The 24431-nt window shown below is 39.0% G+C and carries 25 protein-coding genes; 21 read left to right on the plus strand and 4 right to left on the minus strand.

The window, feature by feature from the left end:
* Window positions 1–7 precede the first annotated feature (7 nt).
* The 15 genes from JCM14932_RS11300 to JCM14932_RS11370 all read left to right on the plus strand — a co-directional run bounded on the left by JCM14932_RS11300 (window position 8) and on the right by JCM14932_RS11370 (window position 14652).
* A complete protein-coding gene (locus JCM14932_RS11300) occupies window positions 8–1081 on the plus strand; it encodes an acyltransferase family protein (RefSeq protein WP_025024945.1) in 1074 nt (357 codons plus the stop codon).
* A gap of 520 nt (window positions 1082–1601) precedes the next feature.
* Window positions 1602–2519 carry an ABC transporter substrate-binding protein gene (locus tag JCM14932_RS11305; RefSeq protein WP_025024946.1) on the plus strand — a complete coding sequence of 306 codons (918 nt, stop codon included), beginning with the start codon at window positions 1602–1604 and terminating at the stop codon, window positions 2517–2519.
* A complete protein-coding gene (locus JCM14932_RS11310) occupies window positions 2516–2710 on the plus strand; it encodes a hypothetical protein (RefSeq protein WP_025024947.1) in 195 nt (64 codons plus the stop codon). Before JCM14932_RS11305 ends, JCM14932_RS11310 begins: the two co-directional genes overlap by 4 nt.
* Window positions 2711–2840: 130 nt before the next feature.
* A complete protein-coding gene (locus JCM14932_RS11315) occupies window positions 2841–3560 on the plus strand; it encodes a GntR family transcriptional regulator (protein WP_025024948.1) in 720 nt (239 codons plus the stop codon).
* A gap of 227 nt (window positions 3561–3787) precedes the next feature.
* Window positions 3788–4504 carry a GntR family transcriptional regulator gene (locus JCM14932_RS11320; protein ID WP_025024949.1) on the plus strand — a complete coding sequence of 239 codons (717 nt, stop codon included), beginning with the start codon at window positions 3788–3790 and terminating at the stop codon, window positions 4502–4504.
* Window positions 4505–4540: 36 nt separating this feature from the next.
* Entirely contained in the window at window positions 4541–5029 is a 489-nt protein-coding gene (locus tag JCM14932_RS11325; RefSeq protein ID WP_025024950.1) for a PTS sugar transporter subunit IIB, read from the plus strand.
* A 21-nt stretch (window positions 5030–5050) separates the two neighbouring features.
* Window positions 5051–5983, plus strand: a complete 933-nt coding sequence (locus tag JCM14932_RS11330) for a PTS mannose/fructose/sorbose/N-acetylgalactosamine transporter subunit IIC (RefSeq protein ID WP_025024951.1) — start codon at window positions 5051–5053, stop codon at window positions 5981–5983.
* The gene (locus tag JCM14932_RS11335) at window positions 5970–6785 is read left to right on the plus strand and encodes a PTS system mannose/fructose/sorbose family transporter subunit IID (protein WP_025024952.1); all 816 of its coding nucleotides are present in this window, start codon (window positions 5970–5972) and stop codon (window positions 6783–6785) included. Before JCM14932_RS11330 ends, JCM14932_RS11335 begins: the two co-directional genes overlap by 14 nt.
* Window positions 6786–6798: 13 nt before the next feature.
* Entirely contained in the window at window positions 6799–7224 is a 426-nt protein-coding gene (locus JCM14932_RS11340; protein WP_025024953.1) for a PTS sugar transporter subunit IIA, read from the plus strand.
* A complete protein-coding gene (locus JCM14932_RS11345) occupies window positions 7208–9199 on the plus strand; it encodes a hypothetical protein (protein ID WP_025024954.1) in 1992 nt (663 codons plus the stop codon). The genes JCM14932_RS11340 and JCM14932_RS11345 overlap by 17 nt, the downstream gene beginning before the upstream one ends.
* A gap of 28 nt (window positions 9200–9227) precedes the next feature.
* Window positions 9228–10397, plus strand: a complete 1170-nt coding sequence (locus JCM14932_RS11350) for an SIS domain-containing protein (protein ID WP_025024955.1) — start codon at window positions 9228–9230, stop codon at window positions 10395–10397.
* A 148-nt stretch (window positions 10398–10545) separates the two neighbouring features.
* Window positions 10546–11700: an N-acetylglucosamine-6-phosphate deacetylase gene (nagA, locus tag JCM14932_RS11355; RefSeq protein ID WP_025024956.1), complete on the plus strand. Its 1155-nt coding sequence runs from the start codon at window positions 10546–10548 to the stop codon at window positions 11698–11700.
* 119 nt (window positions 11701–11819) lie between these two features.
* A complete protein-coding gene (locus JCM14932_RS11360) occupies window positions 11820–12569 on the plus strand; it encodes a glycerophosphodiester phosphodiesterase family protein (protein ID WP_025024957.1) in 750 nt (249 codons plus the stop codon).
* Window positions 12570–12760: 191 nt separating this feature from the next.
* Entirely contained in the window at window positions 12761–13816 is a 1056-nt protein-coding gene (locus JCM14932_RS11365; RefSeq protein WP_025024958.1) for a hypothetical protein, read from the plus strand.
* Window positions 13817–13863: 47 nt separating this feature from the next.
* Window positions 13864–14652 (plus strand): hypothetical protein, encoded by a 789-nt coding sequence (locus JCM14932_RS11370; protein WP_025024959.1) that lies wholly within the window; start codon window positions 13864–13866, stop codon window positions 14650–14652.
* 1057 nt (window positions 14653–15709) lie between these two features.
* Here JCM14932_RS11370 and JCM14932_RS11380 read toward each other — a convergent pair.
* Window positions 15710–17080 carry a zinc-ribbon domain-containing protein gene (locus JCM14932_RS11380; RefSeq protein ID WP_025024960.1) on the minus strand — a complete coding sequence of 457 codons (1371 nt, stop codon included), beginning with the start codon at window positions 17078–17080 and terminating at the stop codon, window positions 15710–15712.
* Window positions 17081–17224: 144 nt separating this feature from the next.
* Complete coding sequence (locus JCM14932_RS11385) at window positions 17225–17977, minus strand: tyrosine-protein phosphatase (protein ID WP_025024961.1); 753 nt, start codon at window positions 17975–17977, stop codon at window positions 17225–17227.
* A gap of 68 nt (window positions 17978–18045) precedes the next feature.
* On the opposite strand from JCM14932_RS11385, the gene JCM14932_RS11390 reads away from it, so the two are divergent.
* The 3 genes from JCM14932_RS11390 (at window position 18046) to JCM14932_RS11400 (ending at window position 20671) form a co-directional block, all read left to right on the plus strand.
* Entirely contained in the window at window positions 18046–18816 is a 771-nt protein-coding gene (locus tag JCM14932_RS11390) for a glycosyltransferase family 2 protein (protein WP_025024962.1), read from the plus strand.
* A 149-nt stretch (window positions 18817–18965) separates the two neighbouring features.
* Entirely contained in the window at window positions 18966–19295 is a 330-nt protein-coding gene (locus JCM14932_RS11395) for a thioredoxin family protein (RefSeq protein ID WP_034543316.1), read from the plus strand.
* A gap of 32 nt (window positions 19296–19327) precedes the next feature.
* Window positions 19328–20671 carry a dihydrolipoyl dehydrogenase family protein gene (locus tag JCM14932_RS11400; RefSeq protein ID WP_025024964.1) on the plus strand — a complete coding sequence of 448 codons (1344 nt, stop codon included), beginning with the start codon at window positions 19328–19330 and terminating at the stop codon, window positions 20669–20671.
* A gap of 44 nt (window positions 20672–20715) precedes the next feature.
* Here JCM14932_RS11400 and JCM14932_RS11405 read toward each other — a convergent pair whose 3' ends face one another.
* The gene (locus tag JCM14932_RS11405; protein WP_025024965.1) at window positions 20716–21528 is read right to left on the minus strand and encodes a LysR substrate-binding domain-containing protein; all 813 of its coding nucleotides are present in this window, start codon (window positions 21526–21528) and stop codon (window positions 20716–20718) included.
* A 107-nt stretch (window positions 21529–21635) separates the two neighbouring features.
* Here JCM14932_RS11405 and JCM14932_RS11410 point away from each other — a divergent pair, with 107 nt between their 5' ends.
* Window positions 21636–22658, plus strand: a complete 1023-nt coding sequence (locus JCM14932_RS11410) for a YeiH family protein (RefSeq protein WP_025024966.1) — start codon at window positions 21636–21638, stop codon at window positions 22656–22658.
* Here the strand turns inward: JCM14932_RS11410 and JCM14932_RS11415 are convergent.
* Entirely contained in the window at window positions 22655–22894 is a 240-nt protein-coding gene (locus JCM14932_RS11415) for a hypothetical protein (RefSeq protein WP_025024967.1), read from the minus strand. The two genes, JCM14932_RS11410 and JCM14932_RS11415, sit on opposite strands and share 4 nt — an antisense overlap.
* A gap of 83 nt (window positions 22895–22977) precedes the next feature.
* Here JCM14932_RS11415 and JCM14932_RS11420 point away from each other — a divergent pair, with 83 nt between their 5' ends.
* Window positions 22978–23358: a YueI family protein gene (locus tag JCM14932_RS11420; RefSeq protein ID WP_025024968.1), complete on the plus strand. Its 381-nt coding sequence runs from the start codon at window positions 22978–22980 to the stop codon at window positions 23356–23358.
* Window positions 23359–23378: 20 nt separating this feature from the next.
* A complete protein-coding gene (locus JCM14932_RS11425; RefSeq protein ID WP_025024969.1) occupies window positions 23379–24362 on the plus strand; it encodes a ribose-phosphate diphosphokinase in 984 nt (327 codons plus the stop codon).
* Window positions 24363–24431 lie beyond the last annotated feature (69 nt).

The following is a 24431-nucleotide window of genomic DNA, read 5'->3' on the forward strand; positions in this document are numbered from 1 at the left end:
GAAGCTAATGGCAAAGAAGCGAATCGATTGGATCGACATTGCCAGATGCATCGCAATATTGTCGATCGTCATTGGACATACGATGGCAGGTTTGAATGGAACGTATCTGTACAATGTTATTTATTTGTATAGCTTGCCGGTATTCTTTGTTTTGAGTGGTTACTTGTATCATCAAAAAGGTTATAAGAAGTTACTTTTGAATGATGTGAAGTTCTTATTGATACCATATCTGGCGGTTAATTTGATCAAGTTGATTATTCTATTCAGCATAAGAAATCACGTTGGAACTGGCATTTTAACAATCAACTTGCATACTTTCCAATCATTGATGATTGCGACCTTGTACGGTTATGGTATGAAACTGCAGAACTTCCCATCAGTCAATGCCATTTGGTTCTTGGTAGCAATGTTTGTCGCTAATCAAATTTTTAATGCCGTGATGAGAATCGATTATCGTAGTTATAAGCTGTTCTGGCAAGGGATACAGGCGGTAGTTTTAACTAGTGTTGGATTTGCGATTGCCCATGTCTATGAATTGCCGTTCTCGATCAATTCAGCTTTGATTGCACAAGTATTCTTGTACTTCGGTTATTTGATGCATCAAAAAGATTTGTTATCAGAATTAAAAGGCAAGTATTATATTGTCTTAGCAGGTGCCTGGCTGTTCGTGGCGTCGTTAGGAACTTTTTATATGGCATCTGCCAAAGCTCCTAACGAGTTGATGGCAGTGATTGGATCTATCTCAGCTAGTTTGTGTATCATCAAGTTTTCGATAATGATCAATGATTATTTACAAGTCCATAACTTGTTGAAGTTCAAAAGATTGATGCTATTCATTGGTGCACAGTCGCTGACGGTCTTGTGTTTCCATCTGCTGGATCTCGATTGTTTTAAGTTCTACAGTGATATTATTTTCGGATTATCAGGTAAAGTTCCACATGGAATCCCAGTTTTGGTTGGGATGCTATATCGGATGGTTTTCGCGGTAGGGATGACTTGGTTGGTAAGATATTTGCCAGTTATCAGAAGTTTGTTTATGCCACGAAGATTTCCATTATTGAAGCATCGTGCTGCGGCATGATGCTTTTTTTGTTTTTGTTTTGGTTGTTGTTGCTTGTCTCTTGCCGCTTGCGGTTGTCAGTGATTCCACCTGCTGTGGGACCAGCCCCAGCCTGAAAGGCGGTCTGGGACTTCGACTTTAAGCTTTGCTTTGCAAATCTTAAAGCTCGTCCATTTTGTAAGGCCGGAAGTTCACCGACCTAACAAAATTTTCACAGCTGGTTCCTTCACTGACAACCTCCAGCTAATACGCTAATACTATATTTTATAAAGTAGACTGATTTTAGTGGAGTTAGGCAGGTACGGCAATCCAGTGTCTATGCAGTTAGTCAGCGATTTGTGCTGGCTTAGTGCATTGGACGACTTTGAAGACGTGATTTTCGGCTTCAAAGCGAGGAGGTAGACCGTACTTTGGCTACGTCCGTTCCTCACAGGATGCCATACCTGCCTGACGGAGCGGCACAAAACAAGCAATAACATTGCATCCTGAACGCTTGTTCGATATATTTTCTATATCAAATACATTCCTAAAAGGAAGATTAATGCCCAATGACTATCAAAGAATTATCAATGAAATGATTGAACAAAAAGAAAATGAATCTTTAGATGATAAACGTGATAATACGCGTCAAAGAAATATTCGTATGGCTGGAATCATTAATGATTATCTTCATAGGAGGTTCAATAGATATGTAATAGTTACCGGTGGATTATCAGTGGAATACTACACTAAGGGAAATTACACTACACAAGATATTGATTTTGTTACTCCGTCTTATGAGGATTTGAATACAGTGTTATTAGATTTAGGTTTTGAATCAATTGGTAAGTATTGGCAATATGAAAAATTAGAAATATTTGTGGAGTTGGTGTCGAATAATGCATTTGATGGTAGCTCAAAAGAACCCACCAAGTTTGAGACCCAAGATAAGTTGGAAGTTGCATTTACTGATGTTGCGGATATCCTATTGGATCGAATTCGTGGAATTGTTTATTGGAATACAAAAGATTATGAATATTGGTCATATCAGTTGTTAAAGGAGCATAGATCATCTATTAGTGATGAGTATATGTACAGTCGTTTGGAAGGACCAGGTGAAATTGATGAGTATAGGTCTCTGGTTCAGTGGGTTGATCAGCCAACCGAAATTGGTTCAAAGGTTAAAACATTTGAGTGGAATTTACGAAATTCAGATGTAGAATTTATTTATAAGCAAATTGGGAATACACATATATTTTGGTTTCCACTTTATGATGAAGAATTAGAACAATTTGGTGAATATATTGGAATTCAAGTTTTGCGTAATGTTTCGTTACTAATGTATAATAACGATGAAGAAGAATTAGAAAAAACTGACTTAGATCCAAGAAAAATATTGGGTAGAATAAATTACGATAGTAATTGCAAGTCAGTTTTTGGGTTAATCAAAAATAGTCTTGAGGAGGCAGAGCTGATATGAAGGAAATATCTATGGAAAACTTAAAAAGTCTTGCTAGGCAAGCTGAGCTTGAAGAGATTGTTGAGCCTTTAAAAAAAGAAGCAGCAGAACAGTTTCCTAATCGTCAACCTAAGCCTCGTGTTCCAGAAGAAAAGGAGGCTCTGTTACGTTGGGAAAAGCGACGTAACGGCTTCAAGATAGGTAATATATAATAATTGAGGAAGACATTCGGCAAATGAATGTCTTTTTTTATACGAAAAAGTAATTTTATCAATTGATTAGTAAACGTTTTCAATGTAAACTTAATGAAGTGGTATTTACCAGTTTATAGGAGAGGGTAATATGGATAAAAAAGAATCGCTATCTCAGCACTTAATTGATTTTTTATCTAATCAAATTCTTACCGAAATGCGTCCCAATGATCGACTGCCGTCAGAACGTGACCTAATGTTGCAATTCAACGTTAGTCGGACGACAGTCAGAAATGCTTTGGATAAGTTAGAATTGTCGGGATTGGTGACGAGAATGCATGGTAAGGGAACCTTTGTCACGTCACGTTCAGAGAGCCTTACTAACTTGGCAGACTTGTTTAGTTTTTCTAAGACTATGGAATTACAGGGTAGAACGCCAAGCGATAGGATAATCAAGTTCAAGAGAATTTCAGCCGATGAGGAATTGATCCAACGACTGAATCTAAAAGAGAATCTGAATGTCTTCGAGGTCGATCGTATTCGTATGGCCAGTGGCAAACCTATGATGTTTGGCAAGAGTTTCTTACCAGCAGAGGTTTTTGAGAATCTAACAAGACAGCAATTAGAAGAGAAATCGATGTATAAGACTTTTGAGGATGACTACAATGTACAGATCAAAGAGGCTGATGAATCATGCCGTGCATCGATCTTGAATGAGAAGATCTCAAATTTGTTGGACGAAAAGCCAGGTGCACCATGTCTGAGATTAGAGAGAGTCACGATGGACAATAACGGACGGGCAATCGAATATACTATCAGTTGGGCCCGAGCTGATGAATTTAATTATCGGGTCAAACATTTGTACAGATAAAGCAACTGGTATTAACCAGTTATATATTTTAGAAATATTTTTATAGAAAAATTATAGTGGTATCTTTTACATAAAAAAGTACCACTTTTTTTATTACCTATGGAAATGCTTTAATAGCAATATAATTGTAATAAACCAACGAAAAATTGGTATAACCAATTTGTTGAAAGAAATGCTGCAAGCGTATACAATGGGCTTGTGGTTGATACCAGAAAGGGACCAGTAATATGAAAATCACTCTTCAAGAACAACTAATCAACTTGTTAACCAACTACATTCAGTCGATGCCAGCCAATGCAAAATTGCCGTCAGAAAGACAGATATCTGATAAGTATCAGCTGTCTAGAACAACGGTCCGTGCTGCATTGAATGAGTTAGAGGTGACTGGTCTTATTCGCAGGGTTCATGGTAAAGGAACATTCGTGAATCGTGTGGATCTGAACAGCGATCTCAATAGTAGTTATAGTTTCAATAAGCAGATGATGTCCATTGGCAAGAAACCACAGACGAAAATTCTTAGCTTTGAGAGAAAGGAGGCTAATTCATATTTTTCACGTAAGTTGGACGTTAGTGTCGGTGATCAGATTATTAAGATCAAACGTTTGAGAATCGCCGATAATGTTCCGGTTATGTTGGAAAGAACTTATCTACCTGCAGATCATTTCAATCTTTTGACTGAGGATATGCTTGAAGGTAGATCTTTGTATGAGATCTTTGCGACAGAATTTAATGAGCAAGTGTACTACGCTGATGAATATTTTTTGGCGGGTATTACCAGTAAAAGGGATAGCAATTATCTAGATATCAAAGAGGGAACACCGTGTTTGAACCTTAAACGTTCAACGTACAATCCTCATAATCAGGTAATTGAATATACACTTAGCGTTGCGAGAAGCGACCAGTTCGCTTATCACATTCGTCACGATATTAGTAAAAAATCTTAGAGAGTGATTTTTATCACCAAATTTGGAGGAATAATTATGTCAATTGTTGCAGTAAGAATAGATGAAAGATTAATTCACGGACAAGTTGCTAATTTATGGACAACTAAATTACAAGCTTCAAGAATTATGGTAGTTGATAACGATATTATAAAGAACGACATTCAAAAAACTGCCCTTAAATTAGCTAAGCCTGCCGGGGTTAATCTAAGTATCTTAGGCGTTAAGAAATCTTCAGCTAATATCTTAGCTGGCAAGTATGATTCACAAAAGGTATTTCTTGTTGTTAAGAAACCTTCAATCCTTGTAAGCATGATGGAAGAGGGCGTTAAGTTCGATACTATCAACGTTGGTAACATGTCACAAAAAGATACTACACAACATTTGACACAATCAATCAATGTTACTGATGACGACTATCATGCATTCCATCAATTATTGGATGCTGGAGTTAAAGTAACAGCTCAAATGGTTCCTAGTGACAACATCAAGAACTTCGAAGATATTTTGAAGGATTACAAGATCTAAAACCAATAGGGGGAAAAAACTATGAGTTTTACAATTGTTCAAATATTGCTTTTAACGGCATATTCCATGTACAACATTTATGATGAATTACAAATGAATTCATCATTGAGTCAACCAGTTTGGGCCGGAATGATTTCTGGTTTGATCATGGGTGACATGAAGACAGGACTTATCATCGGTGCTGCTCTTCAATTAACAGTTCTAGGTGTTGGTACATTCGGTGGTGCTTCTAAGATCGATGCTAACTCAGGTACTGTTTTGGCTACGGCCTTTTCAATCGGTACAGGTATGAAAGCTGCTACAGCTATTGCTGCTATCGGTGTTCCGGTTGCTGCACTTCTAACATCATTTGATATTCTTGCTAGATTCACTAACACATACTTCCAACACAAAGTTGATAAGGATATCGAAAACTTCAACTACAAGGGTATTGAAAGACACACAATCATGGGTGCATTACCATGGTGTCTATCACGTGGTATCCCTGTATTCCTAGCTTTGGCTCTAGGTCAAGGTGTTGTTAAGACAATGGTTACATATCTAAACGGCGATCTACAATGGTTGAACACTGGTCTACAAACAGCCGGTGCTACACTTCCAGCCGTTGGTTTCGCTATCTTGCTTCACTACTTACCAGTTAAGAAACACATCGCTTACTTGATCCTTGGTTTCACAATTACAGCTTTGCTATCAACATTGTTCACAAGTATCCAAACACTTGGTGCAGGTTTAGCAGGTGCAAGTAAGGCATTCACAGCAACATTCAATGCTCTTCCAATGTTGGCTATCGCTTTGATCGGTGGTGCCTTCGCTATTCTTGAATATAAGAAATCTATAACAAAAATCAATACTGCTACAACTGCAGGTCCAAGTACTACTTCTGATGATGAAGATGAAGAAGACGACGAAATTGAAGACGCTAACGGGGAGGTAGACGGTGATGAAGAAGAATAAAGAATATGAATTAACTAAAAAAGATTTTACTCAAATCAACAAACGTAGTATGTTCGGTTTCCAAATGGGTTGGAACTACGAAAGAATGCAAGCTTCAGGTTATCTTTATACGATCTTGCCACAACTAAGAAAAATCTATGGTGATGGTACTCCAGAACTTAAAGAAGCTATGAAGACACATAACCAATTCTTCAACACAAGTAATTTCTTTAATACAATCGTTACAGGTATCGATCTTGCCATTGAAGGTAAGGAAGGTGCCGATTCATTAGATACTGTTTCAGGTATTAAGACAGGTCTTATGGGACCATTCGCCGCTATCGGTGATTCATTGTTCGCTGCCTTGGTACCAACTATCATGGGTGCTATCGCTGCTACAATGGCTACTCAAGGTAACCCAACTGGATTATTCTTATGGTTATTAGTTAACATCGCAATCATGGTCTTCCGTTGGAAACAACTTCACTTTGCTTATAGAACAGGTACAAAACTTGTTTCTGAAATGCAAGGTCAATTGAACGCCTTAACAGACGCTGCCACATTGCTTGGTGTTTTCATCGTTGGTGCTTTGATCGCCACTATGATCAACATCCAAGTTCCACTTGTTGCCCACATGGGTAAAGTTCCATTGGTTGTTCAAACTAACATTGATATGATCCTTCCAAAGCTAGTTCCAGCCTGTGTCGTAGGTCTTGTTTACTGGTTATTAGGTAAGAAGGGTATGACATCAACAAAGGTTATCTTCATTGTTATTATTTTCGCCGTTCTATTATCAACAGTCGGTTTACTAGGCAAAATCTAGGAGGATATAAATTATGGCATTAATCTTGATCAGTCATGGAAATATGGCTATTGAAACAAAGAAATCAGCAGAATTGATTATTGGGGAATTACAGAATACAGCGGCATTAGGTCTTCAAAAATCCGATGGTCCAGATGATCTTAAGGAAAAAGTAGAAACAGAAATTAAAAAATATTATGGTAAGGAACCCGTCTATGTGATCGTTGATCTATTGGGCGGAACTCCCGGAAATGTTGTAGTCAACTTAACGCAAAAATATCCAGACATGCATGTTATTTCTGGTTTGAACCTACCGATGGTAATTAATTATGCTAATCAAATGTTTGTTTCAAAAGAACTCGATATCAATGCTTTGATGAAAGAAGCCAAGGACGGAATCGTTGACGTCAATGCCTTCTTAAGTCAAGACTCGGATGACGATGATGAAGAAGAAGAGTAATTACCGTTATACGTTAAGATTAGCTATCGATAAAAGTATTTATGACGATGATAAAAAAAATGATATGATCGATTTCATAAAAAATGCTCATATCAATGATGTTGCTTTTTTACTCAATCAAGAAGAATTGTCAGATTCACATATCACTCTAGAAAAGGCTAAGGAGTTGGTTACCGATATCGATGAAATTGCCCAACCGCTCAAAAAAATGGGCGTGACGATCAGTCTCAATCCTTGGACGACTATGAATCATTCTGATCGTGGTCTTGGTATTCGACCTGAACTCGATATCAAGCCAATGGTCAACTATCAAGGTATCAAGAGTACTTCGATGGCTTGTCCTGGTTATCACGGTTGGATGGAATACGTCTCTGACATCTATGCAGTTTACGCTGGTATCAAGCCGCATGAATTGTGGATCGAAGATGACTTCAGACATTATAAGAACGCTCCGTTTGAATTGAGCTGTTTCTGCGATGATCACATGAAGAAGTACAATGCCATTGCTGGTACTGACTTATCACGTGAGGAATTCGTTGGACAGATGCTCAATGGTGGAGAGAACAAATATCGCGATGCATACTTAGAGGTAGCACGTGATGAAATATTAAAAGCAGCACATATGATCGAACAAAAAGTTCATCAAGTTTCTCCAGAAACAACGCTAGGTCTCATGAGCTCATGGCCAGAGATCCACGCAATGGAGAATCGTGATTGGCACGCATTACTCGATACTTTGAGTGGCGAGACTACCCCTGCTGTTTCGAGACCTCATTTACCAGCGTACAACGAGGTCAGTCCACTCAAGTATGCCCGTGATTTTGAAAAATATACGGTTGCGACAAGAGCCTTGGTTGGGGATAAACATAAGATTTATCCAGAACTGGAAAACTTCTTATATTCTCAATATGCCAAGTCGACTCGCTTCTCACAGTTTCAGTTGGAAACAACTAGTTCGGTAAGAGCTGATGGCTTGTTGATGAACTTGTTCAGCATGATGGGAATCGGAATCGACAAGACTTATCAATACGATAAGATGTTGGATCAGAGTAAGAAGTTCGCTGATTACTTATATGAGAATGGTATTTCACTTGAGGACCGAGACGGAATCATTGTTCCGATGACACAGAAGGTTGCTAAGTACAAAGTTACTGATGGGACATTACATAGCTTGATGGCCTCACAGACGCAATGGTTGGAGTTGTTATCAGTCTTTGGATTCGCAACGAAGCCAGTTAATTACACTGGTCAGCAGATTCAAAATGAGACTGTTGCTTTGACAGGTAACTTCTTGAATACATTGAGTGATAGTCAGATCACTGACTTGATCCAGAACAACTACGTCTTGCTTGATGGGGATGCTGTGATTGTCCTTGATTCACGCAAGTTACTAAAATTGATCAACGCTGATTCGATCGAAGTAACGCAACCTAGAACTGGTCATCAAGTATATGAACAGTTCGACAATGCAACTTTAGCCGGAGTTACCAAGTCACGAATAAGCATGCAGACACACATTGGTGCTTACGTGAATATTCATTACTTAACAGATATGACTGCAGATTCAAATGCCTACAATCGTTACGGTGAAAAGCTTGGTCCAGCAACGGTTGCTAATGACAACTTCTACATCATGCCACTGACAGAACATGCCAAGTATGAGTGGGAAGCCGAATATATTGATTATCGTGAGCGTGACTTGAAGGAACGTGTCAATGTTGCACATTTAGTAGACATGTATAATTGCAAAGCTATTTTCAATGACCGGAAGATTCTTATCAGCAATTGGTCACTGGATGATGTTGATGGTATTAACTTCAAGCTCGAAAAAAATATAACTAAGCTATCGATCACCTATCGTGTTGGTAGTGAGGTTAAGAATCAGATAGTCAATGTAACAAAACAAGATGATATTTATCACGCTGATTTCCCAGTTCCAGGATTAGCCGTGGTGCTTGTAGAATGCTTGGAATGAAAATAGATAGAGAAGGGAACTTATACCATTGTTTAGCAAAACTGATAAAGAACTAGAAGAGATGGGTGCACAAATTACAACCCGTGAAATTCAACAACAACCTGATTTGTGGAAAGAGGCTTACGATAACTTCGTAGGTAACCAAGACCAAGTCAATAACTTCTTGGACGAAATAATTTCAAACTTCCCTGACAAGAAAATTCGTGTGATCTTCACAGGTGCAGGTACATCAGCATATGTGGGAGATACATTAAGACCATATCTAAATAAGGTCGGCGATACTTCTCACTTCAATTTTGAAACCATTCCGACAACTGATATTGTTTCTGCACCATTAGATAATCTTAGAGCCGATGATCCAACTATCTTGGTATCATTCGCTAGAAGTGGTAACTCTCCAGAGAGTGTTGCGACTGTAGAGTTAGCTGAAAAGATCATCAAGAATCTTTACCAAATCACTATCACATGTGCTCCAGAAGGTCACTTGGCTAAGAAAGCCAAAAATGAAGATGGCAATTTGTTGCTGCTTCAACCAGCTGGTTCAAATGATAAGGGATTTGCCATGACAGGTAGCTTCTCATGTATGACACTGACAGCCGCTTTGATCTTCGACCAAAGTGTAGCTGATAAGAAGCCATGGATCGATGCTATCGTTAAGATGGGACAAGAAGTAGTGAGTCGCGAGAGTGAAATTCAAGCTATTGCTGATCTTGACTACGACCGTATTGCTTATCTTGGAACAGGTTCATTATCTGGTTTGACTCGTGAAGCTCAACTGAAGGTTCTCGAATTAACTGCCGGACAATTAACAACTATCTTTGATTCTTCAATGGGATTCCGTCATGGTCCTAAGTCATATGTTAATGGCAAGACTGTCGTCTTTGACTTCTTAAGCAATGACAAATATAGTCGTCAATATGATGTTGATATCCTTGAAGAAATCAAGGGAGATGAGATCTGCAAAAAGGTTATTGGCGTTGGTACTTCCGCAGACAATAACTTCTCAGGTGACAACTTCTTAATTCAAGCAGGACTCCCTGACTTGCCTGAACTATATCAAGCTTTGCCTGATGTTATGTTTGCTCAAACATTTGCCCTACTAAGCTCGATCAAAGTAGGCAACACACCAGATACACCTTCAGCTAGCGGGACTGTTAACCGTGTCGTAAAAGGTGTAACTATTCACGATTATGAATAATTACATTGTCAACATTGCATCTTCCCTTTAATTGAGGGAAGATGTTTTTGTTAGTAATGGTTATTTTATTGTGGTATAGACCACTAAAAACTGGTATAATGAATCATGCAAACAGAACTTGTTTTGATATACTTTTGGAGGATTGAAAATGACATATTATATTCATGCTAAGAAATTCTTTTTACAAAACACTACTGAAAACGGTGGCTATCTAGAAGTTACTGATGGTAAGTTTGGAGACTTCTTCACTGAAGACAATAAGCCAGAAGGCAAGATTGTTGATTATTCTGACAAGTACATCGCACCTGGATTAGTTGATACACACATCCATGGTCTCGTTGGCGATGATGTTATGAATAACAGTTGGAAAGAACTAAACGAAATGTCAGAAGGCCTACTAAAGGCTGGTGTTACTTCATGGCTACCAACAACACTTACAGCTTCACACGACCAATTGAACGAAATCTGTAAGACAATTGGTGATCACAAGGGTGAAGGTACTGGTGCTAAGATTCAAGGTATCCACTTTGAAGGACCTTTCTACACAGAGAAGCACAAGGGTGCCCAAAATCCTAAGTACTTCAGAGATCCTAGTGTTGAAGAATTTACAGAATGGCAAGAATCAGCTAAGGGTATGATCAAGAAGATTTCTATCGCCCCAGAACGTAAAGGTTCAGTTGAATTCACAAAGGCTGTTGCTGCCACAGGTGTTACTGTTGCTCTAGGTCACAGTGATGCTACATTCGAGCAAGCTAAGGCTTGTGTTGAAGCTGGTGCTACAGGCTTTACACACACATACAATGGTATGAGTGGTTTGAGTCACCGTGCCCCTGGTATGGTTGGTGCTGCTATGTCAATGAATCTTGTTGATGATGAGTTGATCTGTGATGGACACCACGTTAGCCCATATGCTGCAAGAATCTTAGTTGATAAGAAGACTCCAGAACACGTTGCACTTATCACTGACTGTATGAGTGCCGGACTAATGCCAGATGGTGATTATGTCTTGGGTGAATTCCCTGTTACTGTTGGTGACGGACAAGTTAGACTACAACAAGAACCACATAGTTTGGCTGGTAGTATCTTGTTATTGAAGGATGCTATTAAGAACGTTGTTGACTGGGAAGTTGCTACAGAAGAAGATGCTATCACAATGGGTAGTTACGTACCTGCTAAGAGTACACACATCGATGATGCTTGTGGTGCTATCTTGCCAGGACGTGACGCTGACTTCATCGTCTTGAACTCTGATATGAGCTTAGACCAAACATACCTTGATGGTGAATCACGTTACCAAGCTTAATTTAATAAAAGAGAATAAGAATCCTTCAATTCAGCTATTGAGGGATTTTTTATATCATGATAATATAGTGAAATTGCAACGAAGTAGTTCTATAATTTCCCTTGGAGGATTTGTATATAATGTCAAAGAAAGTACTTGCTCATAGAGGAATACCAACCTTAGCACCTGAGAATACTATGGCTGGTTTTAATACAGTTATTGACTGTGGCATCGACTGGATCGAAACTGATCTGAGTATCACAAAAGACGAAAAAGTCTTCGTGATCCACGATGACAAATTAGATAGAACTACTAATGAGAAGGGTTCAATTGAAACTTTGGACAGCTCATTAGTTGAACAAGCCGATGCAGGATCATGGTTTGCTGAGAAATATCGCGGTGAAAAGATCCCTACGTTGGGTCAACTGATCGATTTCTTAAATATCCATAAGCTGAATGCCAATATTGAACTTAAAGGTGTTGTTGGGGATGACGCTAACCACTTGGCAAATAGCTTAGTAGCTCAATTTGCGGAAGCAACTGATAGATTGGACCCAGATGTACAATTGATTATTTCGAGTTTCAATCCCATCATGTTGATGAAGATGCACGAGTTGAGACCAAATCTTGACTATGCCGTGTTGTTCGACGTCTTCGGAATGGGTGAAGACTGGAACTTGTACATGCAAGCTTGTCACGCCAAGTATATCCATCCGGACAGTCGTGGTTTAACTGAGGCTAAGGTTAAGAAAATGAAGGACTATGGCTATCAAATCAACGTTTGGACGGTAGATGATATTAATCGAGCTCAGGAGTTGTTTTCTTGGGGCGTAGATGGTATATTTACTAACGTTGCAGATCGTATGCAGTTTTTGGTTAAAAACAAGTAAATTAATAATCTTATATAAATAGCAAAAGTAGCACGCTGAAGTCACATTCAGCGGGCTACTTTTTGTTTACAAAGAATTTTAAAAGTATTTTTGTAGCAAATAAATTAAAGTAAAGAATGAGGAATATGACTTTCATGAGGAGAGTATTATATGCCCTAGTAATGATAGCGGTGTTCGTTGTTATGGGGGGAATGTTAAAGAATAATATCCAAACTGTTGATGCAGCAACACAGTATTCTAATTTGGATGTTAAACCAAAAGAAGAACCATCTGAAGATGTTAAAAAGTTCCTAGGTATCTGGCTAAATAGAGGTTATACGGTTCAACCGCCAGCCACAACTTATACAGTTGTTGGGCATTCGATCCATCTGAATACCCACTCTGGACGTTCCACGCTGGGAATAGCCACATCGCCGTTTGCGGCTCCACGATATCAATGGTACAAGTCAACGGATAAAGGTAGGAGTTGGACTGAGATCTCTCGTAATGAGGGTGGTAATGAAGAAGACCTGCGTGTTACCTCCAATGAACCGGGTTCAATCTATTATCAACAAAGAGTTAACTGGCGTCAGGCAGGTGGATTGGGTTTTTCTATCGCTGAAATTTGGTCGCAAGTAGCGGGAATTCATTATTCTGCCAAAGATAAAAATGCTGAAAAAATTGAAGTCTCAGTTCAGGATGATTATCTCTACAATAATCCGAGTGAGATTGCACTGAACTCGACGGTCGCAACTGCCAAGGTTAATCCTGAAGACTATACCGAGGACTTGGTTTGGTCTGTCGACAATCATCAGTTGGCTTACATAAACCCTGAAACTGGTGAGTTAAATGCCAATAGTCGTGGGGCATCTGGAATCGTAAGAGTTACTGGTACGATCAAGAATGTAGATGGGACTTCTGTTTCTGATAGTGTTGATGTGCAAATTGGTGGTGGACTTGAGGACAAGAAAGTTAAGTCTGGTGAGTCTGCCATGTTCGCAATGCAGGGGCATATTGGTCAGTTAGGTGATAAGGATAATGATTTTACCGTTAGATGGTATCGTCAACCTGCTGGTACTCAGAAGCGTGAGTTAGTTGCTTCAAATACTAAGGAACTGTCTTACGTGATTGAAGAGGCAAGGGTCAGACTTGATAATGATTTGTATTGGGCCGAGATCAGTATGAGGTTCAGCAGGGATGTGTATGAGTACGTTACTAATAAAGCTCGATTAAATGTTCTACCAGCGACAAGCCGGATATTACACTGAATAATACGGTACAGAATGAAACCTTTAATCACAATAATACTGATGATTTGATCGATGATATTGCCAACGGAGATATTGTTTCATATCGTGATGAGATAACAATAAGTCCAGATAGTGGTCCACTGAGAAAGGGTACCTATGTCTTGCCGATATACGGTGATACTGAAATTGATAGTGTCAAGATCAATGATGAGGAGATAGATCCAAGTAGATATCAAGTTATCAATTATTTTGGTGGAACGTCACCGATCTTGCAGATTGACCAGATACGCCGGGAATCAGGAGAGACATTTGTAATCGAAGTTCGCACTAGAGTCGATGGTGTGTATATGAATGAACAGATGGTAGCCCATCCCTATATTTATTCTGGTGAAGAGGACAATGCTTATCGGTTCCGTGGTAAGGATAAGGTGATGAATTACGTAACTAACGTGCTTCAAAAGGATGTGCGAGATATTAGTTATGGAGCAGTTAATGCGTATACTACTGATAAAATAATTTCACGAACAGATGATACTAACCAACCAAATGATGTAGTTACGGTTGATGATCAAAGGCGAACTAAGGAACCGATCAAAGTATTCTTAACTCAAGAAGGTGAATTTACCAACGATGATGGTGGTTCTTTGCCAGGGTGTCTGAGATTGTATGATCAGGGTAAGTTCGTGGAAATAGTCGGTAAAAAAGTAAAAGTTACTGAGAGCCAAAAAGACCAGCCGTTGAATTCAATCGGCTGGGATAAGGAAAATGGATTGTTGTTGCACATTCATGACGCTGCCGTAGCGCCAGGACAATATAGTACAACTTTGAATTGGTCGTTTGAGAATAGTATTTAATCACAACAAAAACCCGCTTACTACATCATTGACGTAGTAGGCGGGTTTTATTTGTAAGCAAACACTATTGCTTACGAAGTGTGTGTTTAATTCCTAAATAGGTCAAGCCTATTGTAATTATCATCAAGAAGAGACTTAAAATTATCAGGGAGACGTTATATAACATTGTTATCACCTATTTCGGAGTTTTTAACGAAATTGTGTATCTCGGGAGGGTTTTATTTAATGATTAGGCTGGCAATCAAATGACTACAGCTTTTATGCGAAAGATTCGTCTTTTCAATCGATCCGCCAGCTCTACGGATGACTGAAAAGAACGAATCCTTAAATTGTATGGTATTAATTCTTATTCATCCCCGTACATATATATTTAAATTTCAAAAACAAGGAGGGTAGCCCCCTTGTTTCATCCCATTCATTGAGGTGCTTCGGTACACCATCCACGACTGCGGCCTTTTTAAACCGGTGAGGAAGTGGAAGGTGCAAACCCAGTCTTTATTTTATAAAAGAAATGAGTTTTCGAAAATCAGATATGTTTAAACATATTTGATTTTCTTAATTCAAATTATAGCAGGGTAGATGGGTAATGCAAATAAAAAAGCCGCCCAGATGTGGGTGGCTTGGTGTTTGTACTCAATGTATATTTTGGTTGTTGTTTGTGGTTTCGTTCCGCCAGGCAGGTACGGCATCCTGTGGGGAACGGCCATAGCCGAAGTGCGGTCTATGACCTCGCCTTGAAGCCGAAAATCGCGTCTTCAAGGTCGTCCCATGCAGTAAGCCAGCATAAATCGCTGACTAACTGCATTGACACAGGATTGCCGTACCTGCCTGGCTCCACTACTTGATATAGTAATCTAACTTAGCTGGAGGTTGTCAGTAATGGAACCGGCTGCGAAAATTTTGTTAGGTCGGTGAACTCCCGGCCTTACAAAATGGACGAGCTTTAAGATTTGCGGTTCATGCAAAGCTTAAAGTCGAAGTCCCAGACCGCCTTTAAGGCTGGGGCTGGTCCCACAGCAGGTGGAATCACTGACAAACGGAAGTGGCATTAGAAAACCTAAACTCTAGCTCGAGGATGTAATGAATATGCCATGATCAATGACACGATCGATGTAACCAATAGGACGTAGAAACTAGCACCGAATTGTGTTCCACCCACAGCCGTTTGGCCAGTAATAACAGCGGAATTGACGGCACCAGAGTAGAAAATACCAAAGACTAGAGCATAGATAACAGTTGGTAAAACGGTAAAAATTCTTACTAGTCTGATAGTACCCTTTTTTCTGAAGCAGGCCGCGATCAAAGCAATAACTGGTGATAAGAAACAAATTAAGCGAATTGCGGAAGATAAGTTAACAATCAGAGTACTGTATTGATAACCGAAGTTGGCCGTGTAGTTAGCAGCTGAGGCAATTGTACTTGATAGTGATACTCCATTGATGAAGGGACCACCGATTGAAGCCGCAAAGCCAATGATCGATGAACCAATAATAACTTTTTGACGAGTATTCTTACCACGTGAAGAGTCAGTTACTTTTTGTTTCTTAGGTTCTCTATATGTCTCTTGATGTTGTTGCGGTTGATCGTTAGAGGTTTTGCTGTTCTCATGTTTGAACTTTTTGTTGGCATTCATTTCATTACCATGGCTAACTTGAGAAGCTAAGAACCATAGCAATAACACAATTGCCAAAGCAATGAAGCCGTAGTTTCTTTTAACCACCAATAAGATGGCAACAATAATCACGGCAAAGATTCCTAAGTAGGCATTGTTCTTGAGAAATTTACCCATGTTATGAATTAAGCCATCGTTAGTATCGTTTTGTTGTTCTTCAAGTTTCTTTTGTTCCTTCATTTTCTTCAACTTACTCTTAGTGGGTTTGAAGGGATCCTCACCATTTTTGAAGAGGCGATTCTTGAAGTCTTGAGTAGTATTCAATGCCGCTGACTCGTGTTGTGCTTGTGATGAGTGAGTTGGATTAGAAGTTCTCGGTGCGGAATATGGTTTTTGTGTGGCGGCTTTTCTAAAGGCGTCCTTGTTGTAAGCCACAGTGCGATCTTCTAGTGCTTCGTCAGGAACTTTTTTTGTGCTATCAAAAGTACGCACGGAATCATAATTAGGTGCGGGTTTAACAGCTGGCTTTTTTTGTTCCACTTCAGCAGCAGGTTTAACTGAGCTGTATTCATGCTGTTGGGCGGGTGCTTGCTCATATTTTGGCTTGGCGGCAGGTGCTGGTTCTGATTTGACGGGTTCAGAATCATTTAATTCTGCCTCGATGTCAGCCAAAGATTTTATTGTATCATCATCTTTTTTTTGTGCTTCATTTTTTTCTTCATTACGTTTAGTTTTTATTGAAGTTAGATCATAGCCACAGTTGTCACAGAATTTTTGTGATAGGTCAACTTTATGGCCGCAATTTGGACAAAACATTCTCATTCCTCCATTGTATTAACAGACTTTAGTATACAAGATAAATATACTTGTATAAAGACGTTGGTATGAAAGTTCATGAAACTTTCACATATCGAAACTCTATTATACAAAAAAATCACAGCTTACGTTGAGATTTATGTTCTAGTCCTCTAAGTAAATATTCTTTAATTGCGCCAATTTGTTCTTATCGAAGTTCAATGCCTGTGTTAAATAGTTTTCGAAGCTTCCATAATAATGCTTGAGAGCATCAAAAACAGAAGTGATACTCTCTAAGTCGGCCTTGGTCATATTCATCTTGTTGATATTTTGATTACCGTCTTTGTCATTGAGCGTTTTTTCGATAGTTTCAGAATCAGAATACATCAAGTTGGTCAGTAGGTAGTCACGAGCGATGGTTTCATCATCAACGCCTAAGGCCTTGAGTATCAAAATGGCAGCCATGCCGGTTCTATCCTTACCAGCGGCACAGTGGAATAATAATGACTTGTGTTCTTGGTTGTTTTCTAATAATAATTCAAATAATAACGAATAGGCACGTTGTCCGTATTTGTCCAATAAGACACTTTGATAGATCATTCCTAAGTAGGATGTTGTATTGCTATAAGCACTTGCCAGCTTGTCGCCATTGCCCATTAATGGATAAACGGGATCGGAATAAATTTGATAAAAATCTGTGCTCTGATCAGCCCAGACTTGTTGTTCACGGTCACCACGAAAATCGACTACGTACTTTAAGCCGTATTTTTTAAGGTAGTTTAAAGCTTCCGGAGTTAAATTACTTATATCTCCTGAACGAAGGAGTTTATTATATTTAATTTGTTTACCATCAGTGGTTTTATAGCCTCCCAATTCACGTAAGTTTATGGCTCCGTCAAGATTTAAGATTCGTTTCATGTTTTTTCCTCCCCGGATTCGTTGCGTATTGTAGGTCTTTCGAAGTAAAATACTATTAAGGTGATTTAATGGTAAAAAATAAACTTTCAATCATAATGACAACGTATAATGTTGCCAGCTATGTAGTGTCGACACTTGATTCACTAGTTGCTCAGACTAATAAAAATTTTGAGCTGATCGTTGTGGATGATTGTTCGACCGACAGTACGTTGGATATTATCGCAAGTTATGAGGACAAGTACGATTGGATATCGTCATTTCCTCATACTAATAACTCTGGTGTTTCAGCAGCTAGAAACACTGGTTTGCAACATATCTCTGGCAATCTCGTTACCTTTATCGATGGCGATGATTGGTTAGAACCGGGATATGTTGATTTCTTTTTAACAGTTTTTGTTGATACTGACGTGGATCTTGCCACGTGCGGCTTCTTTATGGACACCGAAAATGGCAAGAGTAAGGTCAAGACAGATAAGCGTCAGAATGGCTTGGTTGATCGTGATGAAGCAATCAAGCAGATCACCAAGATAAGTGGTCCTATCATGGGTTACACGTGGAATAAGGTGTACCGTCGCAGTGTGATCGAGGATAATTCAATACATTTTCAGACTGATCTCGACTTAATGGAAGATCAGGTCTTCAATGTTGAATATGCGACCGTCGCTAAGAAGTTCTATCTTGACACGCTACCGCTATATCATTATGTTTCTCGTAAGGATAGCATCACTAGAAAGTTCGCCATGGAAAATGTGCGTGACGTTGGTGTGGCTAACTTACGAGTGTACAAAACTATCAGAGATTCTCGGTTGGATAAGGATAATCGAGAACAAATCGAATAAAACTGTATACACTTATATTTTAACAAATTAAGGCTCAAAACTTTCATCTGAAGAAAGTTTCGAGCCTCTTTTTTTATTCGTAAGCAAACTTGTTGATTTAATATACGGTAGGGGGTATATTAATATTCATCAAAGGGAGGTTCATTGAAATGAGCGTAAAAGAAATTCATGATAATACTTATGTAAAAGAAACTACCGGGCCAGGTGTGACCGTTGTAGACTTCAGAGCAGACTGGTGTCCCCCATGCAAAATGATGGATCCAATATTAAAATCATTATCGGCTGAAAATGAATTAGGCAAGGATGTTAAGTTTGTTTCAATGAATGTCGATAAGGATCCTTTGATAGCAAATGAAATTGGGGTACAAGGAATACCAACTTTTTTGATTATGAAAGATGGTAAGATGGTCAGTGGAATGGTTGGTGCTAAGCCAAAGAAACTCTTTAAAGAAGAAATAGAAAAGTATTTAAATAAATAATATACCGTCAAGGGTATTCTAACGAGGAAAAGATGAATAATAAAAAATATAATTATATCGTAATTGGAAGTGGCCCAGCCGCCTTTGGACTCACAAATGAATTAAAAGAGAGCAATAGTAAGCAAACAGTTTTGGTCGTTGATAATGATTTGTTTGGTGGAACCTGCCCAAACTATGGATGTGAACCTAAAATTTTCTTAGAAGGCGCTGTTAGAGATGTTTTGATCGGACAAAAGTTAGAGAATCGTGGTATAGTTGCCGCTCCAAAGATCGATTGGAAGACACTGATGGAAACTAAGAAAAAGACTTTCAAACCGTATCCTGATAATTCAAAAGCTGGTTTTGAAAATGAATTTATTGATACAAAAACTGGTACAGCTAAAATCATCGATTGTCACACGGTTCAAATAGGTGACAGTAAATATGATGCTGATAAGATAATTATTGCGACAGGTATGAAGCCTAATAAACTTAATATTCCTGGTAATGAATACGCACATAGTAGTAATGACGTTTTGGATTTGGTTGAGCTCCCTAAGAAAATGGTCTTTATTGGAAGTGGCTATGTCAGTATGGAACTTGCGACAGTTGTCAGTGCTGCTGGTGCAGATGTTGAAATGGTTGAGTTCTCCGATAAGGCCTTAGGTCCGTTCTACCAAGAACATGTCAAAGTTGTCGTTGATCAAATGAAGCAACGAGGAATCAAATTTAATTTTGGTCAAGCTGCTGATCAAATTACCAAGACTTCTGATGGCAAGTATATTGTTCATACTGCACAAGGCAATTCTTATGACGCAGACTATGTGGTCGATGCAACTGGGAGGATTCCTAATGTTTCATCATTGAACTTAGACAGTTTAGGTATTGAACACGATCGACAAGGTATCGTTGTTGATGATCATTTACAGACTAGTGTTGAAGGCATCTATGCTGCTGGGGATGTTGTTAAGAAGAGTCCTTTGGTCGCACCAAAATTAACACCAGTTGCACAATTCGAAGGAGCCTATATAGTTAGTGGTAATGAAGCACCAATTTCATATCCAGTTACGGGAACGGGTTCATTCACTTTTCCTCAGATTGCTCAAGCTGGAGTGTCGGTCACAGATGCACAGGCTAGTGATGACTTGAGAATTGAACATTTTTCGTTGGAATCAGATTTTGCTTACGCGGGTACAAACGATGAGGATTCTGAACTAGTTGGAGTATTCGATAAAGATTCCAAGCTGGTTGGTGTTTCTGAAGTTAGTCAAACCGCAACTGACGATATTAATTTGTTTGTTAATGTGATTGGATTAGGTTTAGATAGTAAAACTTGGAAGGAAAAAGTCATCTATATTTTTCCAACGTTAGCTTCAAAAATTAAAGGATTTCTTTAATATGACAACAGCCCCGTTCTCACTTTGAGAACGGGGCTGTTTTTTTAGAATAAATTACGGCACATCTTGATCGTGTAATTGATACATTCATCAATATCATCAAAGTGGTGACTCTCAGAACGCATCAAATAGAATTTGCGTTCGTACTTGTAATTCAAAGTTTGATAATCCAATCCTTCAGCCGCACGTTTGGAAATAATAGATGTTCCGAAGTTTTGATTGAGTAGTCTAACGATCATTTCATTATTCTTTACTTCCATCTTCGGTTCAGTAATATTATTTTCAGCCAAATATTGCTTAGTATAATAGTAGACTCCTGAAGCTGGTTCACGAACTAACCAAGGATTGCCATTGTTTACTAAGACTAATTGGTCGTCGCAAAGACTAGTTCGTCTAATATTGCTGGCAGCAAGAGGCTTTTCGATGAAACCGAAGTCGAGATTGTCAGCTTCAATGCTTTCGAGAACTTCCATTGAATTCATCATCTTGATAGTGAAGTGAATGTTTGGAAACTTCTTGTATAGTTTCGGCAATAAGATAGGTAGTAAGTAGATGGCGAATGTGTGTGAAGCTCCGATATCACAAGTTATTTTTTTGTCGGCATCGTGACGGATCTCTTGTCGGAGATCTTCCCAATCGTCGATCAGATCGATCGCCCGTTTGTAGAGAATATCAGCCTGCGGAGTAGCGACGATTTTTTGCCGACCATTGCGAATGAATAGTTTGATATTCAAGTCGGTTTCTAATTGCATGATTTGTCCGGAGACAGTCGGTTGTGAGACGAAGAGGATTTTGGATGCTTTGGAAAAACTTTTGGTTTCGTAAACTGTCTTGAATGTTTCCAGTAGTTTGAGCATGGTGATCAACTCCTATCAGAATTATTAATAAAAGCTATTAGGTTATTGAATAATTTAATCATAATTCTACCTATATACTTAAGAGACGGTCATAGGAGGTTAAGTATATGGATTTAGAAACTAGTAAGGATACAAGAATGCAAAAAATTGTTGCGACCTTGCCAGGTCTCGGATTATCAGTAGCGGTCGCAATTATCGCCAAGGTGGTAGCAATTTGGCTGCCCAGTCTTGGCGGTGCTACGATTGCAATATTATTAGGAATTGTTTTGGGAAATACTTTTTTTAAGCAGACTGGACTTGCCGTGGGAACTAAGTTCTCAGAAAGTAAGTTATTGGAATATTCAGTTGTGTTGTTAGGTTTCACGGTCACATTTCAGACGATTGCTGAAATGGGTCTGCGTGGATTGGCTTACATTGTCATGATGATGACTACTGTTATTATTTCAGCTTATGCTATTGGACGCAAGCTCGGGTTTGGTGAGCGGATGTCACTGATGATGGCAGGTGGGAATGCCGTCTGTGGTTCATCGGCTATCGGTGCGATTGCACCGGCAATTGACGCTGACGATGAAGAGAAAGGACAGATCATCACACTAGTTAATCTACTAGGAACTGTGATGATGCTGACATTGCCATTTTTGGGATTGGCAGTCTTTGGGGATGATTTATTGAGTAAGAGTGCCTTGCTTGGTGGAACATTACAATCAGTTGGTCAAGTTGTCGCTGGTGCCAGCTTGATCGATGCTCAGACAGTTAAGTATGCGATGTTGTTCAAGATCACCCGCATTATTATGTTAGTAGTCGTAGTGTTCTTGTTCGAGAAGAAAGTTAACCGTAATAAAGCAACTGTAACGACGCATAAAAAAACAAGAATGCCGATTCCATGGTACGTCTTGGCATTCTTGATTATTTGCATTATTAATAGTATGACCACGATGCCCTCAATCTTTGGTAATAGTGCTCATGTGATCAGTACTTGGTTTGAAACGACTGCTTTGGCAGCTATCGGCTTAAGACTGAACTTGGCGAAGTTCTTAAAAGAAGGTCCTAAGTTCTTGGTCTACGGTCTCGCCGTCGGTAGTGTACAGACGGTTGCTGCATTGTCGTTTATCACTTTATTGAAGATTTAGATTTTTTTCTTCAAGTGATAGGGAATAACTGACTTGTCAGAATTCTTCACGTGTGACTTCTCATCCTTTGCGAAGTAGACAACGAAGCTCTTGTTGTCCGAAACGTCTTCGGCAACGATTAAGGATGATTCATAAGGATCTTTAGCTTTATAAATTTGTGCTCCACGAACTGCCTCTCCAAAATCCTTTGAGTTAGCAATTGCGTCACCAGGGTTAAAAAATACCATTTCATCCATAGATAACACATCCTTTCTTTATGGTCATTATACCGTTATTATAGTATGTATAATAGGAATAACAGTTCGAAAGGTGGAAATCAATGACTAGTGTTGAGGATTATATTAAGAAAAATGTTTTTGGCAAGCCGCAATTAAAGCCGGACGAAAAAAATAAGTTTCTGGGTAACTTTGCCGAGCGTGTAGGTATTGCTCTGACGATTTCTCAGCTGAAGAATCCGGATAATATAACAACGGTTGAAAACGTTATGAAAAAATATCCGCAGTATCATTTGTACTTAAATGGTAAAATTGACTCTTATATACTGGATAAGTACCTTCAATTAAGTGTAAAATTGAACTATAAGTTTACAATCGTTTCGCAGTCTGCCGTACGCAATAAGGAACGTGTCATGACGGATAATGACATGGGACTTGTGATTGCGGACGAAAGTAAGCCCATTGATCGACCAGTATTAATATAATTTTGGAGGACAGACCAGATATGTCTAATACATCATTAGATAAAATTGCTTTACTTTCTTTGAATGGTAATACACCATTAGCACAGAGAATTTCTGAATATATGGACGTTCCATTGTTGGACGCTTCCGTTTCTCACTTCGCAGATGGAGAGATCAATATTCAAATCAACGAGAGTATTCGTGGAAAAGACGTTTACATCATTCACTCAGTTTCAGATCCAGTTAATGATAACTTCATGGAATTGATGATTGCTGTTGATGCGCTAAGACGTGCAAGTACAAAACAAATTATTTGTGTATTGCCTTACTTCGCATACACACGTTCAGACAGAAAGTCTCGCGCACGTGAACCTATCTCAGCTAAGTTATTCTCTAACATGCTAGAAATGGGTGGAGTTGACCGTGTCATTGCACTTGATATGCATGCCGATCAAATCCAAGGATTCTTCGATATCCCGGTTGACCACTTACGTGCAATGCCAATCTTTGCCAAGTACTTCATGGATAAGATGGATGACAAACAAGACGACTTCGTCTTCGTTGCTCCTGATCACAACTCAATGAAACGTGCTCGCTCATTTGCTGAAGTGTTCGGTTCACAAATTGCCATCGTTGATCAAAGATCAACTGAGATGGAAGATATTGTTCCCGGTGTTATCGGTGACGTTGAAAATAAGCACTGCGTTATCGTGGATGACTTGATTGATACTGGTACAAGAATGATAAATAGTGCAGAAGCTTTGAAGAATGCTGGAGCAATCGACGTTTACGCCGCTGCTACCCACCCAATATTCTCAAAGAACGCTGCCCATGATCTACAGAACTCAGAACTAAAGGAAATTGTTGTAACAGATTCAATCGTTGTACCGGATGATTGCAAGTTCGACAAGTTAAAGATCCTTTCAGTAACTGAATTACTTGGAGATTCTATCAGAATGACAGAAATGGATGAGTCAACAAGCTCATTGTTTGAAGTTCGTGATGGATATACAGTTATTAAATAATGACTTTTAAGACACCTCTTCGGAGGTGTCTTTTTTTATCCTAAAAATGAATTTATTTATTAATATAAA

Source organism: Companilactobacillus nodensis DSM 19682 = JCM 14932 = NBRC 107160, assembly GCF_000615905.1.
GTDB lineage: Bacteria > Bacillota > Bacilli > Lactobacillales > Lactobacillaceae > Companilactobacillus > Companilactobacillus nodensis.

Excerpts from the sequence above, each read along its gene's own strand:
- JCM14932_RS11300 (WP_025024945.1), top strand. The coding sequence starts at position 8 with ATGGCAAAGAAGCGAATCGATTGGATCGACATTGCCAGATGCATCGCA.
- JCM14932_RS11305 (WP_025024946.1), top strand. The coding sequence starts at position 1,602 with ATGCCCAATGACTATCAAAGAATTATCAATGAAATGATTGAACAAAAA.
- JCM14932_RS11310 (WP_025024947.1), top strand. The coding sequence starts at position 2,516 with ATGAAGGAAATATCTATGGAAAACTTAAAAAGTCTTGCTAGGCAAGCT.
- JCM14932_RS11315 (WP_025024948.1), top strand. The coding sequence starts at position 2,841 with ATGGATAAAAAAGAATCGCTATCTCAGCACTTAATTGATTTTTTATCT.
- JCM14932_RS11320 (WP_025024949.1), top strand. The coding sequence starts at position 3,788 with ATGAAAATCACTCTTCAAGAACAACTAATCAACTTGTTAACCAACTAC.
- JCM14932_RS11325 (WP_025024950.1), top strand. The coding sequence starts at position 4,541 with ATGTCAATTGTTGCAGTAAGAATAGATGAAAGATTAATTCACGGACAA.
- JCM14932_RS11330 (WP_025024951.1), top strand. The coding sequence starts at position 5,051 with ATGAGTTTTACAATTGTTCAAATATTGCTTTTAACGGCATATTCCATG.
- JCM14932_RS11335 (WP_025024952.1), top strand. The coding sequence starts at position 5,970 with ATGAAGAAGAATAAAGAATATGAATTAACTAAAAAAGATTTTACTCAA.
- JCM14932_RS11340 (WP_025024953.1), top strand. The coding sequence starts at position 6,799 with ATGGCATTAATCTTGATCAGTCATGGAAATATGGCTATTGAAACAAAG.
- JCM14932_RS11345 (WP_025024954.1), top strand. The coding sequence starts at position 7,208 with ATGAAGAAGAAGAGTAATTACCGTTATACGTTAAGATTAGCTATCGAT.
- nagA (WP_025024956.1), top strand. The coding sequence starts at position 10,546 with ATGACATATTATATTCATGCTAAGAAATTCTTTTTACAAAACACTACT.
- JCM14932_RS11360 (WP_025024957.1), top strand. The coding sequence starts at position 11,820 with ATGTCAAAGAAAGTACTTGCTCATAGAGGAATACCAACCTTAGCACCT.
- JCM14932_RS11365 (WP_025024958.1), top strand. The coding sequence starts at position 12,761 with ATGTTAAAGAATAATATCCAAACTGTTGATGCAGCAACACAGTATTCT.
- JCM14932_RS11380 (WP_025024960.1), bottom strand. The coding sequence starts at position 17,080 with ATGTTTTGTCCAAATTGCGGCCATAAAGTTGACCTATCACAAAAATTC.
- JCM14932_RS11385 (WP_025024961.1), bottom strand. The coding sequence starts at position 17,977 with ATGAAACGAATCTTAAATCTTGACGGAGCCATAAACTTACGTGAATTG.
- JCM14932_RS11390 (WP_025024962.1), top strand. The coding sequence starts at position 18,046 with ATGGTAAAAAATAAACTTTCAATCATAATGACAACGTATAATGTTGCC.
- JCM14932_RS11395 (WP_034543316.1), top strand. The coding sequence starts at position 18,966 with ATGAGCGTAAAAGAAATTCATGATAATACTTATGTAAAAGAAACTACC.
- JCM14932_RS11400 (WP_025024964.1), top strand. The coding sequence starts at position 19,328 with ATGAATAATAAAAAATATAATTATATCGTAATTGGAAGTGGCCCAGCC.
- JCM14932_RS11405 (WP_025024965.1), bottom strand. The coding sequence starts at position 21,528 with ATGCTCAAACTACTGGAAACATTCAAGACAGTTTACGAAACCAAAAGT.
- JCM14932_RS11410 (WP_025024966.1), top strand. The coding sequence starts at position 21,636 with ATGGATTTAGAAACTAGTAAGGATACAAGAATGCAAAAAATTGTTGCG.
- JCM14932_RS11415 (WP_025024967.1), bottom strand. The coding sequence starts at position 22,894 with ATGGATGAAATGGTATTTTTTAACCCTGGTGACGCAATTGCTAACTCA.
- JCM14932_RS11420 (WP_025024968.1), top strand. The coding sequence starts at position 22,978 with ATGACTAGTGTTGAGGATTATATTAAGAAAAATGTTTTTGGCAAGCCG.
- JCM14932_RS11425 (WP_025024969.1), top strand. The coding sequence starts at position 23,379 with ATGTCTAATACATCATTAGATAAAATTGCTTTACTTTCTTTGAATGGT.